Annotated in this window: 14 protein-coding genes and 1 tRNA gene; 7 read left to right on the forward strand and 8 right to left on the reverse strand. The window is 56.1% G+C overall.

Annotation, left to right across the window (positions count from 1 at the left end; translation table 11 throughout):
* Positions 1-94 precede the first annotated feature (94 nt).
* Positions 95-1,531: a magnesium transporter gene (gene mgtE, locus ACJTMZ_RS14620; RefSeq protein ID WP_006811337.1), complete on the forward strand. Its 1,437-nt coding sequence runs from the start codon at positions 95-97 to the stop codon at positions 1,529-1,531.
* Here the strand turns inward: mgtE and ACJTMZ_RS14625 are convergent.
* Positions 1,494-2,789: a SulP family inorganic anion transporter gene (locus tag ACJTMZ_RS14625; RefSeq protein WP_252010755.1), complete on the reverse strand. Its 1,296-nt coding sequence runs from the start codon at positions 2,787-2,789 to the stop codon at positions 1,494-1,496. The genes mgtE and ACJTMZ_RS14625 overlap by 38 nt on opposite strands.
* Positions 2,790-2,976: 187 nt before the next feature.
* On the opposite strand from ACJTMZ_RS14625, the gene mqo reads away from it, so the two are divergent.
* Positions 2,977-4,626 carry a malate dehydrogenase (quinone) gene (gene mqo, locus ACJTMZ_RS14630; RefSeq protein WP_252010754.1) on the forward strand — a complete coding sequence of 550 codons (1,650 nt, stop codon included), beginning with the start codon at positions 2,977-2,979 and terminating at the stop codon, positions 4,624-4,626.
* A 175-nt stretch (positions 4,627-4,801) separates the two neighbouring features.
* Here mqo and eco read toward each other — a convergent pair whose 3' ends face one another.
* Positions 4,802-5,311 (reverse strand): serine protease inhibitor ecotin, encoded by a 510-nt coding sequence (eco, locus tag ACJTMZ_RS14635; RefSeq protein ID WP_032609713.1) that lies wholly within the window; start codon positions 5,309-5,311, stop codon positions 4,802-4,804.
* A 202-nt stretch (positions 5,312-5,513) separates the two neighbouring features.
* Here eco and ACJTMZ_RS14640 point away from each other — a divergent pair, with 202 nt between their 5' ends.
* Positions 5,514-5,774: a DUF2534 family protein gene (locus ACJTMZ_RS14640; protein WP_006811332.1), complete on the forward strand. Its 261-nt coding sequence runs from the start codon at positions 5,514-5,516 to the stop codon at positions 5,772-5,774.
* Between the two features lie 66 nt (positions 5,775-5,840).
* Here ACJTMZ_RS14640 and ACJTMZ_RS14645 read toward each other — a convergent pair.
* The 3 genes from ACJTMZ_RS14645 to ACJTMZ_RS14655 all read right to left on the reverse strand — a co-directional run bounded on the left by ACJTMZ_RS14645 (position 5,841) and on the right by ACJTMZ_RS14655 (position 7,998).
* Positions 5,841-5,917: transfer RNA gene (locus ACJTMZ_RS14645), tRNA-Pro, on the reverse strand.
* A 73-nt stretch (positions 5,918-5,990) separates the two neighbouring features.
* Entirely contained in the window at positions 5,991-7,751 is a 1,761-nt protein-coding gene (gene yejM, locus ACJTMZ_RS14650) for an LPS biosynthesis-modulating metalloenzyme YejM (RefSeq protein WP_017383404.1), read from the reverse strand.
* A 19-nt stretch (positions 7,752-7,770) separates the two neighbouring features.
* A complete protein-coding gene (locus ACJTMZ_RS14655) occupies positions 7,771-7,998 on the reverse strand; it encodes a YejL family protein (RefSeq protein ID WP_001135586.1) in 228 nt (75 codons plus the stop codon).
* A gap of 134 nt (positions 7,999-8,132) precedes the next feature.
* Here ACJTMZ_RS14655 and yejK point away from each other — a divergent pair, with 134 nt between their 5' ends.
* Entirely contained in the window at positions 8,133-9,140 is a 1,008-nt protein-coding gene (gene yejK, locus ACJTMZ_RS14660; protein WP_017693031.1) for a nucleoid-associated protein YejK, read from the forward strand.
* Positions 9,141-9,191: 51 nt separating this feature from the next.
* Here the strand turns inward: yejK and rplY are convergent, their stop codons facing one another.
* Both rplY and ACJTMZ_RS14670 read right to left on the reverse strand, forming a co-directional pair.
* Entirely contained in the window at positions 9,192-9,476 is a 285-nt protein-coding gene (gene rplY / locus ACJTMZ_RS14665) for a 50S ribosomal protein L25 (RefSeq protein WP_015572298.1), read from the reverse strand.
* A 125-nt stretch (positions 9,477-9,601) separates the two neighbouring features.
* Complete coding sequence (locus ACJTMZ_RS14670) at positions 9,602-11,362, reverse strand: DEAD/DEAH box helicase (protein WP_032103232.1); 1,761 nt, start codon at positions 11,360-11,362, stop codon at positions 9,602-9,604.
* A gap of 151 nt (positions 11,363-11,513) precedes the next feature.
* Here ACJTMZ_RS14670 and rsuA point away from each other — a divergent pair, with 151 nt between their 5' ends.
* From rsuA to ACJTMZ_RS14685, 3 genes are all read left to right on the forward strand, one after another.
* Positions 11,514-12,221, forward strand: a complete 708-nt coding sequence (rsuA, locus tag ACJTMZ_RS14675; protein WP_032669465.1) for a 16S rRNA pseudouridine(516) synthase RsuA — start codon at positions 11,514-11,516, stop codon at positions 12,219-12,221.
* A 15-nt stretch (positions 12,222-12,236) separates the two neighbouring features.
* Complete coding sequence (locus ACJTMZ_RS14680; RefSeq protein ID WP_017383400.1) at positions 12,237-13,436, forward strand: Bcr/CflA family multidrug efflux MFS transporter; 1,200 nt, start codon at positions 12,237-12,239, stop codon at positions 13,434-13,436.
* A 276-nt stretch (positions 13,437-13,712) separates the two neighbouring features.
* Complete coding sequence (locus tag ACJTMZ_RS14685; protein WP_003859372.1) at positions 13,713-14,057, forward strand: YejG family protein; 345 nt, start codon at positions 13,713-13,715, stop codon at positions 14,055-14,057.
* 3 nt (positions 14,058-14,060) lie between these two features.
* Here the strand turns inward: ACJTMZ_RS14685 and yejF are convergent, their stop codons facing one another.
* Entirely contained in the window at positions 14,061-15,650 is a 1,590-nt protein-coding gene (gene yejF / locus ACJTMZ_RS14690) for a microcin C ABC transporter ATP-binding protein YejF (protein ID WP_032103234.1), read from the reverse strand.

Here is a 15,650-nt window from a genome sequence, read left to right on the forward strand (position 1 = left end):
GCCGTTTTTTTCTCCATCCCGACCCGCCGTTTATTCTTATTTACATATCCCCGCGCTATGCTTAACGCCAACTCATTTAATGGATTTATGATTGATGTCGGTATTAAAGAAAAACAGCGCCAGGCAGCGTGACCAGGAGCGTGCGCGGCTCATCTGGCTCCTGACGACCGATAAAGCGGTTACGTCAACGTTATTGGGTAAGCTAACCCTGGCTGAGCAATATGATGTCGGCACGCTGGCCGACGATATTGCTGAGGTAGGTGCGCTGGTTGCACATTTACCGCCCCCGGACCTGGCGGACACCCTGGAGGCATTGCCTTCCGAAGAGCGCCACGCCCTGTGGCGGCTGGTGCAGGATCACGAGCGCGGTCAGGTATTGCTTGAAGCCTCGGAAAACGTCTGGGATGACCTTATCGATGAGATGAGCGACCGGGACATCCTTGACGCCCTGCAAACGCTGGATATCGATGAGCAGATTTACCTCGTTCAGCATCTTCCGCGCAACCTGACCGGACGCCTGCTGGCTTCCCTGCCTGCTGAAGAGCGGGCGCGCGTGCGTCAGGTGATGCACTACGAGAAAAACAGCGTCGGCGCGATCATGGAGTTTGGCGTCATCACCGTGCGCCCGGACGTCACCCTGGGTACGGTGCAGCGCTATCTTCGTCGCCTGGGCAGTATGCCGGACAACACCGATAAACTGTTCGTCACCTCGCGGGATAAAACTCTGCTCGGGGAGCTGGAGCTGAAAACGATCCTGCTGAACAGCACCCAGCAGCGGGTGAGTGAGGTCATGGAAACCGAGCCGATGGTCTTCTCGCCGGAAGACGATGCCGAAAAAGCGGCGCGTACCTTCGAACGTGATGACCTGGTGAGCGCGGCGGTGGTGGATTCGGTGGGCAAGCTGATGGGGCGTCTGACCATCGATGAGATCGTTGACGTGGTCTATGAAGAGACCGATAACGACCTGCGTGCCCTTGGCGGGATCAGTGCCGAAGATGACGTTCATGCCTCCGTCGGCAAGGCCGTCAAAACGCGCTGGGCGTGGCTCGCCATCAATTTATGCACCGCGTTCGTGGCGTCCCGCGTTATTGACGGCTTCGAACATACTATTTCCCAGCTGGTGGCCCTGGCGTCGCTGATGCCGATTGTGGCGGGGATCGGCGGGAACACCGGCAACCAGACTATCACCATGATCGTTCGCGCCCTGGCGCTGGAAAACATTCAGCCGGGTAATTTCTCGTGGCTGATTTTCAGGGAGATGGGCGTCGCGCTGATTAATGGCCTGGTCTGGGGCGGCATCATGGGCGGCATTACCTGGTGGCTGTATGATGATATGGCGCTGGGCGGGGTCATGATGCTGGCGATGGTGCTGAACCTGCTGGTGGCGGCGATGATGGGCGTGATTATCCCGTTGACCATGACCCGGCTGGGGCGCGACCCCGCGGTGGGGTCGAGCGTGATGATCACCGCCATTACCGATACCGGCGGTTTCTTTATTTTTCTTGGACTGGCGACGATTTTTCTTCTGTAGCCAGCACTTTTTGCTTAAGTCGGGCAGGGAGGATGAACATCATCACAATCCCGCCCAGCACGCCAATCGCCAGGTTGCCGGTGAAAACCGTTGCCACAACCGTCACCAGCATCACGACGGTTTCAGCCACCGGCGCGTTTTTCAGCGTTCCGGGCTGAACGCTATGCCAGCTAAAGGTCTTGACGGCCACAATGGCCATAATACCCGCCAGTACCGCCATCGGGATTTTGGCCATCACCTCGCTGAGCGCTGTAACCAGCACCAGCAGTACGATGCCCGCCGCAAGGGTGGAGATACGGCTTCTGCCTTTCCCCATCTCCACGTTAACGATGGTCTGCCCAATCATCGCGCAGCCCGCAATGCCGCCGTAGAACCCGGCCATAATATTGCCCACGCCCAGCCCGATGCTCTCGCGGCGCTTACTGGAGGGGGTAGCGGTCAGCTCGTCCACCAGTTTTGCCGTCAACAAGGATTCCAGCAGGCCAACGAAAGCGATACTTAGCGCGCACGGCCAGATGATGCTCAGGGTTTCCAGATTGAGCGGCACCAGCAGTTGCGTAAAGCCCGGCAAACCGCCGCCCATGGAACCTTCATCCCCTACCGTCGGCAGGATTTGCCCGCTGGTGACGGTGAACAAAGTCAGCAGCACAATGGCAATCAGCGGGGAGGGCACGCTTTTGATATAGCGTGGCACCCAGAGCACAATCAGCAGCGTCAGCACGAACAGGCCCACAATCAGCGGGCTTCGGCTCCAGAAATGGGGCACCTGGGCAAAGAAAATCAAAATGCCAAGGGCGTTAACAAACCCGGTCATCACCGACTGGGGAATAAAGCGCATCAGCCGCGCCATACCCAGCGCGCCGAACAGGATCTGAATCACGCCTGCCATCACCACCGCGGGCAGAATGTACTGTACGCCGTGTTGATGGACCATCGGCCCAATCACCAGCGCGACGGAACCTGCCGCCGCCGTCACCATGGCCGGACGCCCGCCGAGCAGGGAAAGGGCGAAACAGAGCACCACGGAGGCGATAAGGCTCACTTTCGGATCCACGCCCGCGACCACGGAAAACGAAATCACTTCCGGGATCAGCGCCAGCGCGGTAATCACACCGGCCAGGGTTTCGCGCATCAGACGGTGAGGCGAACGTAAAACAGTGGCGACATGGCCTTCTTGAGGTACAGACGAGTGGGGTAATGACATAACAATTCGCTGGTAGGGGCAGGCTTCCGTGCGCGCGATCACAAAGTGCAGCATGATAGCCAGGAAAATCGTCGGGTGCCAGCCTGTCTGCCAAATCCCTACAAACAATCCATCATTAAATTTCACAATTACAATAATTTCGTAACCTTTAAACAATATTTAAAAGTTGCTACCGTGCCACCGCAGCGTGTTTCACCTGTAATTTCCACGCATCAAGCACTATTCAACTAAGGCATAAATGATGAAAAAAATGACTGCCGTGCTCTTTTCTCTGGCCGTGGGGCTGAACGTCGTCTCGATGGCGGCGAAGGCTGACGCACCAAAAGAGCAGGAAACGGATGTCCTTTTAATTGGTGGCGGCATCATGAGCGCCACGCTGGGAACGTATCTTCAGGAATTAGAGCCGAACTGGTCCATGACCATGGTCGAGCGCCTCGATGGCGTGGCACAGGAAAGCTCTAACGGCTGGAACAACGCCGGGACGGGGCACTCGGCACTCATGGAACTGAACTATACGCCGCAGAAAAAGGACGGTTCCATTAGTATCGAGAAGGCGGTAGAGATCAACGAAGCGTTCCAGATCTCACGTCAGTTCTGGTCTCACCAGGTGAACAGCGGTGTGTTGCACAATCCGCACTCCTTCATCAACACCGTACCGCACATGAGCTTTGTGTGGGGCGATCAAAACGTCAACTTCCTGCGCGCGCGCTACGCTGCCCTGCAACAGAGCACGCTTTTCCGCGGGATGAAATACTCTGAAGATCACGCTCAAATCAAAGAGTGGGCGCCGCTGGTCATGGAAGGCCGCGATCCGAACCAGAAAGTAGCGGCGACCCGCACTGAAATTGGTACTGACGTTAACTACGGTGAAATCACCCGTCAGCTGGTGTCCTCTCTGAAGAAAAAAGAGAACTTTAACCTGCAACTCAGCTCCGAAGTGCGTGGTTTCAAGCGCAACGCGGATAACAGCTGGAGCGTGACCGTTGCCGATCTGAAAAACAACGAAGCCGAGCATGTGATTAAGGCGAAGTTCGTGTTTATCGGTGCGGGCGGCGCGGCGCTGAAACTGTTGCAGGAGTCCGGTATTCCGGAAGCGGACGACTACGCGGGCTTCCCGGTCGGCGGCCAGTTCCTGGTGTCGGAAAACCCGGAAGTGGTTAACCGTCATCTGGCTAAAGTGTACGGTCAGGCCTCTGTGGGCGCACCACCGATGTCCGTTCCGCATATCGACACCCGCATGCTGGACGGTAAGCGCGTAGTGCTGTTCGGGCCGTTCGCCACATTCTCCACCAAATTCCTGAAAAACGGTTCCCTGTGGGATCTGCTGAGCGCGACCACGACGTCAAACGTCAAGCCAATGATGGACGTGGGGCTGGATAACTTCGATCTGGTGAAATACCTGATTAGCCAGGTGATGCTCTCTGATGAAGAACGCTTCGAGGCGCTGAAAGAGTACTATCCGCAGGCGAAGAAAGAAGACTGGCGTCTGTGGCAGGCGGGTCAGCGCGTGCAGATTATCAAACGCGATCCGAAAGAGGGCGGCGTGCTGCGTCTGGGCACCGAAGTGGTAAGCGATAAGGATGGCACCATTGCCGCGCTGCTGGGGGCATCTCCGGGGGCGTCTACCGCTGCGCCAATCATGCTGCACCTGATGGAAAAAGTGTTTAAGGATAAAGTATCCAGCCCGGAATGGCAGGCGAAGCTGAAAACCATTATTCCATCCTACGGTACGAAGCTGAACGGTAACGTTGAAGCCACGGAACAAGAGCTGGAATACACCAGCCGCGTTCTGCAACTGCAATACGTCAAACCGCAGGCTGCGGATTCTGCGCCAAAGGCAGAGCTGAAGCCTCAGGCGGAAAGCAAGCCGGTAGCGGATATCGCGCTGTAAGGTAAACGCAAAACGGTAACATCCGTTACCGTTTTTAGTGTTTTCTCCCTCTCCCGGTGGGCTGAGGGTTCCCCACAAAGACGGCCCCCTCTCCCTTGAGGGAGAGGGCTGGGGTGAGGGCACCAGAACGCACCCTTTCCTGGTCGGGTAAGCGAGAGCGCCACCCGACTTATTATTAACGAACTACCGCTTGTCCTACCGTCTCATCCGCCTTCCATACGCGATATTTCACATCCACGTTTTCCGGCGTGTATACGACGATCGGCAGCTTGCTGTTATAGCGCAGCAGACTGTTATCACCCAGATACGCGGTAATAAATTTCTTCTCTTTCTTGCCGTCCGGGCACGCCATCATGGTGGAGACTGGCGAGGTTACTTTGTCGAAGACATAGTAGTCATAGCCCCAGCCTTCCAGCGTTTTGCTTTCCAGCTGGCCGCCCAGACGATGCTGGTTGCAGTCCACTTCCAGCGTCTGGCCGATTAACAGCTCAACTTTGAAATTTGCTTCATCCTGCTGAGCCGGGAGCTGAATAACCTGGCGCTTCATCCCTTTGTCCGCTTGCGGATACGGAGCAACTTTTTCCAGCGGCTGCTCTTTCTGGGTTTCGCTGGCGAAAGCACTGCTGCTGGCGCACGCAGCGGCGATGAGGGCGATGGCAAATTTAGGTGCGTTTTTCACTGTCATTCCTTTTTGTTAAAACGATCCTGGAAAGACTAACATATAGCACGTGAATAGTTGGCGCAATTTACTCATATTTTCATTTTAAATGGAGTAATGCACTGCTTTTATGTTCATTTATTGGTGTTTAATGCTGTGTTGGAGTCGATGCGGCAATCGTGTTATTTTACGCGTTAATTATTGTTATTCATCTGTAAAGGGAGGGGAGATGGTACGGGAAAAACTGAAGACACCTGAAGGCCGCAAGTTCCTGCTGGCGTTACTGGTTGTGTTTATGATTGCTGCTGCATGCGTGGGGCGAGCAACCATTGTCGGTGTGATTGAGCAGTACAACATCCCGCTCTCTGCCTGGACAACCAGCATGTTTGTCCTGCAATCGGCGATGATCTTTGTTTACAGCCTGGTGTTCACCGTCCTGCTGGCGATTCCGCTGGGGATTTTCTTTCTCGGTGGGCGTGAAAAACACTAAGCATTGCGCATGCGGAGACAGGCAATAAAAAACCAGCCATAAGCGGCTGGTTTTTTTGTGTAGTTTTGGTCGGCACGAGAGGATTTGAACCTCCGACCCCCGACACCCCATGACGGTGCGCTACCAGGCTGCGCTACGTGCCGACGCATAAAAGGAATACTACTCGATTCCTTTTTGAATGCAAGGGGCAAGCAACGCTAACTGATTCATAAATAATCAGTTAGCGATAAAGCGCTTCTCGTCTGTCAGCACCTGCAACAGCAAACTGAGCTGCGGCTTCTGGTCTTTCAGCTTCTCACCTTCGAGGTTATACGTCTGGTAATTGCCATTGCTGTTCAGCACCAGGGACAACGTCGGCGTGGTCACCACCAGCGTGTTTCCGCCAGCAGCCGTGACCCAGTTATGACGCCGCGTGGCGCTAAAGAGGTCTTGTCCCTGCGAGTACTCAATTGCCGGTGTGCTGACGTGCAGCAGCCGTTGCATTAACGTGGTCATGACGTCTTTATGGTCGGTGAGCATGTTGATGCGCTGCGCGGGAGTGCCCGGCCAGTGGATCACCAGGGGAACATGCAGGTTCGGACGCGACCACTCCATGCCCTTTGCCTCGTCGCCGAGCGGCACGCCATGCCCCGCCGTGATAATCACGACCGTATTATCCAGCTTGCCCGCGTCGCGCAGGGCGGTAAGCACGCGGCCGATCTGCGCATCGACATCGCCCGCCGCACGGCTATAGCGGCGCGCGAAGCCTTTCTGATTGCTGTCATCAAGCGTTGTGCCGTTAAACGCAACCCAGGAGAACCAGCGGTTATCTTCCTGCGCATAGCGCTTCAGCCAGTCTATCCACTGGTCAGCGGTCCGATCGTCAGACTGGCTCTGCGCGGCGGGCAGTGAGAAATCAGACAGCAGCGCCTGGCGGTACAGCGAGCTGTTGAAACCATCAGAGGCGAACAGCCCCAGCTGGTAGCCCTGCTGATTAAGCCCGGTAATCAATGCCGCCGGAATACGGGCCGACAGCACGCCGTCCATATAGCTCGGTGAAATGCCGTAGAACAGGCCGAAAATACCCGCGTCGGTCGAATTACCGGAGCTCATATGCTGAGTGAATACGATGTTGTTCTCAGCGAATTCAGCCAGCGCTGGCATCTGCTTCTCATAGCGGGAATAGTTCAGGCCATCGACGGTAATCAGCAGCACGTTCTGACCGCGGCCCATGTCGCGATATTTCAGATCGCTCAGGGGATACTGCACGCTGACCGCTTCCGGATTACCCTGTTCGACCAGACGACGCTGATACTCCTGCGCGTCCAGCAGGCCGTGTTTTTCGAGGAAACGACGCGCCGTCATCGGATAGGAGAGCGGCAGGTTCGCGCGCTGCATGGTAATCGGGCGGTAGAAGTTCGCATCTGCCCAGATATACATCAGGTGCGAACCGATAAATGAGGCGAAAAAGAGCGCCGCGACGGGCTTCGCATAATGGCGGCGTCGGGTCAGACTGCGGAGTTTTTGCCAGCTCCACGTGGCGAACAGCATTTCGATCAGCAGGATAATCGGCACGCTGATAAACATCAGCTGCCAGTCGCGCGCGGTCTCGTTCTGATCCGGGTTAATCACCAGCTCCCAGACGACAGGATTCAGGTGCAGGTGGAAACGGGTAAAGACTTCGCTGTCGATCAGCAACAGCGTCATGCCCGCCGTCGCAAGAATGGCGGACAGGAAGCGCATCAGCCGCTGCGACATGACGATAAACGTCAGTGGGAACAGGATCAGCAGATAGGTGGCGAAGACCAGAAAGCTAAAGTGACCAACAAGACTCATCCACGAGTAGATGCGCCCGGTTAACGTGGTTGGCCAGTCCGCCACAAACAGATAACGGCAGCCGAGCACCATCGCCAACAGAATGTTGAACAGGGCAAACCAGTGCCCCCAGCTGACCATCTGGGAGACTTTTTCACGGTAGCGCTGACGATTCGTCACCATAAACTGTTGTTCGTTTCCCTTAGTGTGCCTGGTCGTCGCTAACGGAGGACTGCAAAGCCTGGGCGAAAGATTTGGCGATCGCCTGACGCTGAGCCGGAGCAACGCTGGTATTGATCAGGTTGGTAACCATATTTCCCAAAACCATCAGGGAGAGATCGGTTGGCGTTTTATGTTTTTCCAGTACGTTGACCAGCTCACTGAGCAATTGTTCAACGTGTTCGTCACTGTAGCGGGAATGTTGTGGCATAAATCAAAATCAGTTTGTTGAGAGAAGGGCGACATATTACCGTAGCAACAGCTTTTTTTCCCCTTTTTTATCTTCTGTTGCACACATGCGTTGGTGGTGGTTGAATACCGCCCGGTCTAAAAGGAGAGTTTATCATGAGTCTGGAAATCAACCAGATTGCCTTGCACCAGCTTATCAAGCGTGATGAGCAAACCCTTGAAGTGGTGCTGCGCGATTCGTTACTGGAACCAACGCCTACCGTTGTCGAGATGATGGCGGAGTTGCATCGCGTCTACAGCGCGAAAAATAAAGCCTATGGCTTGTTCAGCGAAGAGAGCGAACTGGCGGATAGCCTGCGCCTGCAACGTCAGGGCGAAGAGGATTTCCTGGCATTCAGCCGCGCTGCTACTGGCCGTCTGCGTGACGAGCTGGCGAAATATCCCTTCGCCGATGGCGGTATCGTCCTGTTCTGCCACTACCGCTATCTGGCGGTAGAGTATCTGCTGGTCACCGTGCTGAATAACTTAAGCAGTATGCGCGTGAACGAGCAGCTGGATATCAGCTCAACGCACTACCTGGATATCAACCATGCGGATATTGTGGCGCGTATCGATTTAACCGAATGGGAAACCAACCCGGAATCAACGCGCTATCTGACCTTCCTTAAAGGCCGCGTGGGCCGCAAAGTGGCGGATTTCTTTATGGACTTCCTCGGCGCCAGCGAAGGGCTGAATGCCAAAGCGCAGAACAAAGGTCTCCTCCAGGCGGTGGATGACTTTACGGCTGAGGCGCAGCTTGATAAATCTGAGCGTCAGACCGTGCGTCAGCAGGTTTACAGCTACTGCAACGAGCAGTTACAGGCTGGAGAAGAGATTGAGCTGGAGTCGCTGTCCAAAGAGCTGGCAGGCGTCAGCGAAGTCAGCTTCCAGGAATTTACTGCGGAAAAAGGCTATGAGCTGGAAGAGAGCTTCCCGGCGGATCGCAGTACGCTGCGTCAGCTGACGAAATTTGCCGGTAGCGGCGGTGGGTTAACCATTAACTTTGATGCCATGCTGCTCGGGGAACGTATCTTCTGGGACCCGGCCACCGACACGCTGACCATTAAAGGCACACCGCCGAATCTGCGCGACCAGCTTCAGCGTCGCACTTCAGGCGGTAAGTAACAGCCATAAAAAAACCCCGCAAACGCGGGGTTTTTCTCGACAGGTTTGCGATTACGCGCGAACGAAGTCGATGTGAGTCAGTTTTGGCTTGAACGCGTGACGCTGAACAGCCTGAACTTTCACTTTTTCTTCTTTACCGTCAACAACGATGGTCAGAACTTCGCTGTAGAATTCAGCTTTGTTCTGCATGTTCCATACTTTGTCGTGATCCAGTTCAATAGCAACTGGAGCAGCTTCGCCACCGTAAACGATAGCCGGGAACTTGTTTGCGGTACGCAGGCGGCGGCTCGCACCCTTACCCTGCACGTTACGTACTTCTGCTTCGATAGTGAACATTGATTTCTCTCTGTATTTAAAACCCTACTACAGGCGACCCAGCAGCAGGTGAGTGTTCTGCCTCACGGATGTGAAGCGGGCGGCATTTTATACTCAAATGGCTCGCGCATCAACGAAAAGTCCCGTTAACCGCGCAATTCGTTTGCCCGGCGAAAGCGTCCTTCATAGTCAAAGACCTTCTCACGCACCTGCCAGAACTGCCCTTTTTTGCGGGCGACAACAAAATCAGGATGGCGCAGTAACGCCTGCTGGCGCACGATATCGGCCACGGTTAGCCAGCGCAGCGGTACGCCAGGCGTGCGGGTATGCGGGCGGATAAAGAGCTGCTCGAACGCGGTGCGCTGGGCGGGCGTCTGAACCCGGAACCGCTCGCTGACGTCTGCGCCATCCTCGTCGTAGTAGGTAATTTTTAGCCACTCGCCTTTTTCATCCGCGCCGGGCTGTAAGGCCATGCCGGAACAGCGCAGCACCAGCGCATCTTTCAGCTTCAGCGCCGCTTTCAGCATGTCGTCCGGGTCAACCAGGACCGTGTCGCACTCTCGACAGCGGCGGGCGGCAATGTCGTTTTCGGCATTGCACTGCGGGCAGTTTTTGAAGCGGAAGCGGAAGTCACACTGTTCGCGATGGCCTTCATCGTCTTCAAACCAGCCCTGACAGCGGCGGCCAAAATGTTCGATCAGCGTGCCGTCGGCGGTGGTTTTCCCCCAGAAGGTGTTGGCAAACCCGCAGGCAGGGCAAAAAACCTGAACGGGCACGTTGTCGCTCTTGCCTTTTGGCGTGCCGACTTCCGGCGAATAGAGATCGTGCGGGTTACCGGCGTAATCAAGGATCAGACAGTCGGTTTTGCCCGGCGCCAGACGCAGCCCGCGGCCAACAATCTGCTGATACAGGCTGACGGATTCCGTCGGGCGAAGAATCGCAATCAGGTCGACGTGCGGGGCGTCAAAGCCGGTGGTTAGTACGGAGACATTCACCAGATAGCGGAACCGCTGAGCTTTGAAGTCCTCAATCAGGCTGTCGCGCTCCAGGCCGGGGGTTTCACCGGTAATTAACGCCGCGTCGTCGGCGGGCAGCAGCCCCGTAATTTCGCGCGCGTGTTCGACAGTGGCAGCAAAAATCATCACCCCTTTGCGCGTTTGTGCGAACTCTTCAATCTGGCTGATGATATGCGGCGTGATCCGCTTCTGTTTTTTCAGCTCATGGTTAAGATCTGCCTCGCTGAACAGCCCGTTGCTCTGCGCCTGTAAGCGGCTGAAATCGTACTGCACGACGGGCATATCCAGCCGCTCCGGCGGCGTCAGGTAGCCGTGCTTGATCATGTAGCGCAGCGGAAGCTCATAGATACAGTCGCGGAACAGGGCCTTTTCATCGCCACGCACCATGCCGTGATAATGAAACTGATAAATCCAGCCCTTGCCCAGACGAAACGGCGTGGCGGTGAGGCCAAGCAGACGGAGGTGAGGATTCACCTTTTTCAGATGAGTGAGGATTTGCTGATACTGGCTGTCGTCGTCATCGCTGATGCGGTGACACTCATCGACAATCAGCAGGGAAAACTCGCTGCGAAACAGTTCCAGGTTGCGCGCAACGGATTGTACGCTGCCAAACACCACTTTTCCGTGGCTCTCTTTGCGCTTCAGTCCGGCGGCAAAAATGTCGGCCTCCAGGCCGAGTGCGCAATATTTGGCGTGGTTTTGCGCCACCAGCTCTTTGACGTGCGCCAGCACCAGCACGCGTCCGCGGGCCAGGCGCGCCAGTTCGGCAATCACCAGGCTTTTACCGGCTCCGGTCGGGAGAACGATGGCGGCGGGCTCCCGATGCTTGCGAAACCAGGCGAGGGTGGCATCAACGGCTTCCTGCTGATAGGGGCGTAATGTGAACGTCATGGCTTCTCTATTCAGTTAACTCGCATATAGTATGCCACGAAACTTTTTCCCTTGAGTGGCGCAACCAGACCATTATACTGAACTGTTTCTGACTGCTTCTTTTTCGGACGCGTAGTCCGACTTCCAGCACCATTAAGGCTAAAAAGATTTCATGCGACTTGATAAGTTTATCGCTCAGCAACTCGGCGTAAGCCGCGCTATTGCCGGGCGTGAAATTCGCGCCAGCCGCGTAACCGTGGACGGCGACATTGTGAAAGACAGCGCTTTTAAACTCCAGCCTGAGCACCAGGTGGAGTATGACGGCAACCCGCTGACCCAGCAGAATGGCCCGCGCTACTTCATGCTCAACAAACCGGAAGGTTACGTCTGTTCAACGGACGATCCGGATCACCCGACGGTGCTCTATTTCCTCGACGAACCTGTGGCGCACAAGCTGCATGCGGCAGGGCGACTGGATATCGATACTACCGGCCTGGTGCTGATGACCGATGACGGCCAGTGGTCGCACCGCATCACCTCCCCGCGCCATCACTTTGAGAAAACCTATCGGGTGATGCTTGAGTCTCCGGTCTCGGATGACACGGCAGAGCAATTCGCGAAAGGCGTTCAGCTGCATAATGAAAAGGATCTGACCAAACCGGCGGTGCTGGAAATCCTCACCCCCACGGACGTCCGTCTGACCATCAGTGAAGGCCGCTACCATCAGGTGAAGCGGATGTTTGCCGCCGTGGGCAACCACGTTGTGGGGCTGCATCGTGAACGTATCGGCGCGATTGAACTCGATCCAGACCTGGCCCCAGGGGAATATCGCCCGCTGACGGAAGAAGAGATTGCCAGCGTCGGGCTGCCTTCACGCTAAATTCAGGAGAACCCTGTGACCACCAGGCCACACTCGTCGTTTAAAATTGTATTTATCCTTGGCCTGCTGGCCATGCTGATGCCGCTGTCTATCGATATGTATCTGCCCGCGCTGCCGGTGATTTCCGCGCAGTTTGGCGTACCGGCAGGCAGCGCGCAGATGACGCTCAGCACCTACATTCTTGGTTTTGCCCTCGGTCAGCTCTTTTATGGACCAATGGCCGACAGCCTGGGGCGTAAACCGGTTATCCTGGGCGGGACATTGATATTTGCCGCGGCGGCGGTGGCCTGCGCGCTGGCGCAGAGTATCGATCAGCTGATTGTGATGCGCTTCTTCCATGGCCTGGCGGCGGCTGCGGCAAGCGTGGTGATTAACGCGCTGATGCGCGACGTCTACCCGAAGGAAGAGTTCTCACGCATGATGTCGTTCGTCATGCTGGTCACGACAATTGCGCCGCTGGTCGCCCCCATGGTGGGCGGGGCGGTCCTGGTGTGGTTCAGCTGGCATGCGATTTTCTGGATCCTGGCGATTGCCGCGCTGCTGGCCTCGGTGATGATCTTCGTCTTTATCGATGAAACGCTGCCGGTCGAGCGACGTCAGAAGTTCCACATTCGCACCACGCTTGGCAACTTTGCCTCGCTGTTTCGCCATAAGCGTGTGCTCAGCTATATGCTGGCCAGCGGCTTCAGCTTTGCCGGAATGTTCTCGTTCCTGAGCGCGGGGCCGTTTGTGTACATCGAACTGAACCATGTGTCACCCCAGCATTTTGGTTACTACTTCGCGCTGAATATTGTGTTCCTGTTTGTGATGACCATTATCAACAGCCGCTTTGTCCGGCGGGTTGGGGCGCTGAATATGTTCCGCGCCGGGCTGTGGATCCAGTTCGTGATGGCTATCTGGCTGGTATTGAGCGCGTTGCTGGGCGTCGGTTTCTGGGCGCTGGTGGTGGGCGTGGCGGCGTTTGTCGGCTGCGTGTCGATGGTTTCATCCAACGCGATGGCGGTGATCCTCGACGAATTTCCGCATATGGCGGGCACCGCCTCGTCGCTGGCAGGAACGTTCCGTTTCGGAATTGGCGCGATAGTCGGGGCGCTGCTCTCGACGGCGACGTTTAATACCGCCTGGCCGATGCTGTGGGCGATTGCCCTCTGCGCGACCTGCTCCATTCTCTTCTATCTTTACGCCAGCCGGCCGCGAAAGACGGCGCATAAATGACCACTTAAGGCCCGTGACGGGCCTTTTTGTTGACCCATATCAACCAACCCTCCGTTCGTTTACCCTGTGTTTGTTTCTTTTATGTAAAATCTATTTATGTAAAAAGTCACATCATTGTATTTAAAAAGGTTGAGTTAGATCGCAGAAACGGGTACATATAGCGCCGATGCGAGCCTGCAACGCCTATAAAATCCGCTAAACAGTGCAGGTTGGCGATGATGTGTTACTATAAATGTAAATAAATTGTGAAGTAAATTTGCTTCCGGGGATCTGAACGTGAATACATTACAACTCTCCATTGTCCATCGCTTGCCCCAGAGCTATCGCTGGTCGACGGGTTTTGCAGGTTCGAAAGTTGAACCGATTCCGCAAAGCGTTGCCGGGGAGGATAATTGTCTGGTGGCCCTCAAACTGCTCAGCCCGAGCGATGAAAATGCGTGGCCGGTCATGGAACGTCTCAGCCAGGCGCTGACAGACATCGAAGTGGACAGCTCCGTGCTGGAATGCGAAGGTGAGCCGTGCCTGTTTGTTAACAGCCAGGATGAGTTTGCCGCCACCTGTCGTCTGAAAAACTTCGGCGTGGCCATTGCCGAGCCGTTCTCCGGTCAATATCCTTTCTGAGTGCTAGTCAGCGGACAATAGCTGGCGCGTGTAATCCTGCGTCGGCGCGGTGAATACGCGCTGGCACTCTCCCTGCTCAACGACTTCTCCCTGCCGCAATACCACCACCTGATGGCAAAGCGCACGCACCACCTGTAAATCGTGGCTGATAAAGATATAGGCCAGCCGATGCTTTTCCTGTAGCCCCTTCAGCAGCGCCAGAATTTGCGCCTGCACGGTGCGGTCCAGGGAAGAGGTTGGCTCGTCCAGCACGATCAGCTCCGGTTTCAGGATCAGCGCGCGGGCAATCGCTATACGCTGGCGCTGTCCGCCGGAAAACTCAGCCGGATACCGGTGCCGGGTCTCGGGATCTAAACCCACTTCCGCCATCACCCGCATCACGTCGATTTCACGCTGTTGCGCCGTCATGGTCGGCTGGTGGACGCGCAGGCCCTCCTCAATAATCTGTAATACGCTCAGGCGCGGGTTAAGCGAAGAGTTTGGATCCTGAAATACCACCTGCATCCGCGGGCGCACGGGAAGCATCATCCGGCGATTCAGGTTTTGCAGCGGCATGCCGTCAAAAACAATGCTTCCCTGAGAGGCGATCAGGCGCAGCAGCGCCAGGCCGGTGGTGCTTTTGCCTGAACCGGACTCGCCCACAAGCCCAAGCGATTCGCCCGGACGCAGAGCGAAGCTCATGTCTTTCAGAACATGATTGTGATCGACCACGCGACGCAAAATGCCTTTGCGGATCGGGAATGACACCGACAGCCCCTCAACCCTCAGCAACGGCGCGCTGTCAGCGTTAAGCGGAACCGGGTCGCCAGCGGGTTCGCTATCGAGCAGGCGCTGTGTATACGGGTGCTGAGGCGCGCTCAGCAGGGCGGATGCCCGGTTCTGTTCCACGCAGCGGCCGTTTTGCATCACGGCCACCGCGTCAGCGAGCTTTTTCACGATGCTCAGGTTGTGCGTAATAAACAGCAGGCTCATGTTCAGCTCGTCGCGCAGTTCGCGCAGCAGTTGCAGAATTTGTGCCTGTACCGTGACGTCCAGCGCGGTAGTAGGTTCATCGGCAATCAGCAGTTCGGGGCGCGTGAGCAGGGCCATCGCAATCATCACGCGCTGGCGCTCGCCGCCGGAAAGCTGGTGCGGGAAATCGTTCAGCCGTTTCGCCGCATTACGGATACCGGTGCGTTCAAGGCAGTCCAGAATTTCACCCCGCGCTGCCTCTTTACGCATTCCCCGATGAAGTGACAGCACTTCATAGAGCTGTTTTTCCAGGGTATGCAGTGGGTTGAGCGACACCATCGGCTCCTGAAAAATCATGGCGATGTTGTTGCCACGAATGCCGCGCAGGGTTTGCTCGTCAGCGTTCAGCAGCGATTGTCCATGGAACAGAATATCCCCCTGCGGATAGCTGACCGGCGGGGAAGGGAGCAGGCGCAGCACCGACAGCGCCGAAACGCTCTTACCGGAGCCGGATTCCCCGACCAGCGCCAGCGTCTCTCCGCGCTGGATCTGCAACGATAAATCCGTCACCACCGTGCGTGATTCGCCCTGTTTTGAAAACGCAATCGACAGGTTCTCTATACTCAGAAGAGGCCGGGTCAT

This window comes from Enterobacter sp. DN (assembly GCF_046054285.1).
Taxonomy (GTDB): domain Bacteria; phylum Pseudomonadota; class Gammaproteobacteria; order Enterobacterales; family Enterobacteriaceae; genus Enterobacter; species Enterobacter hormaechei_C.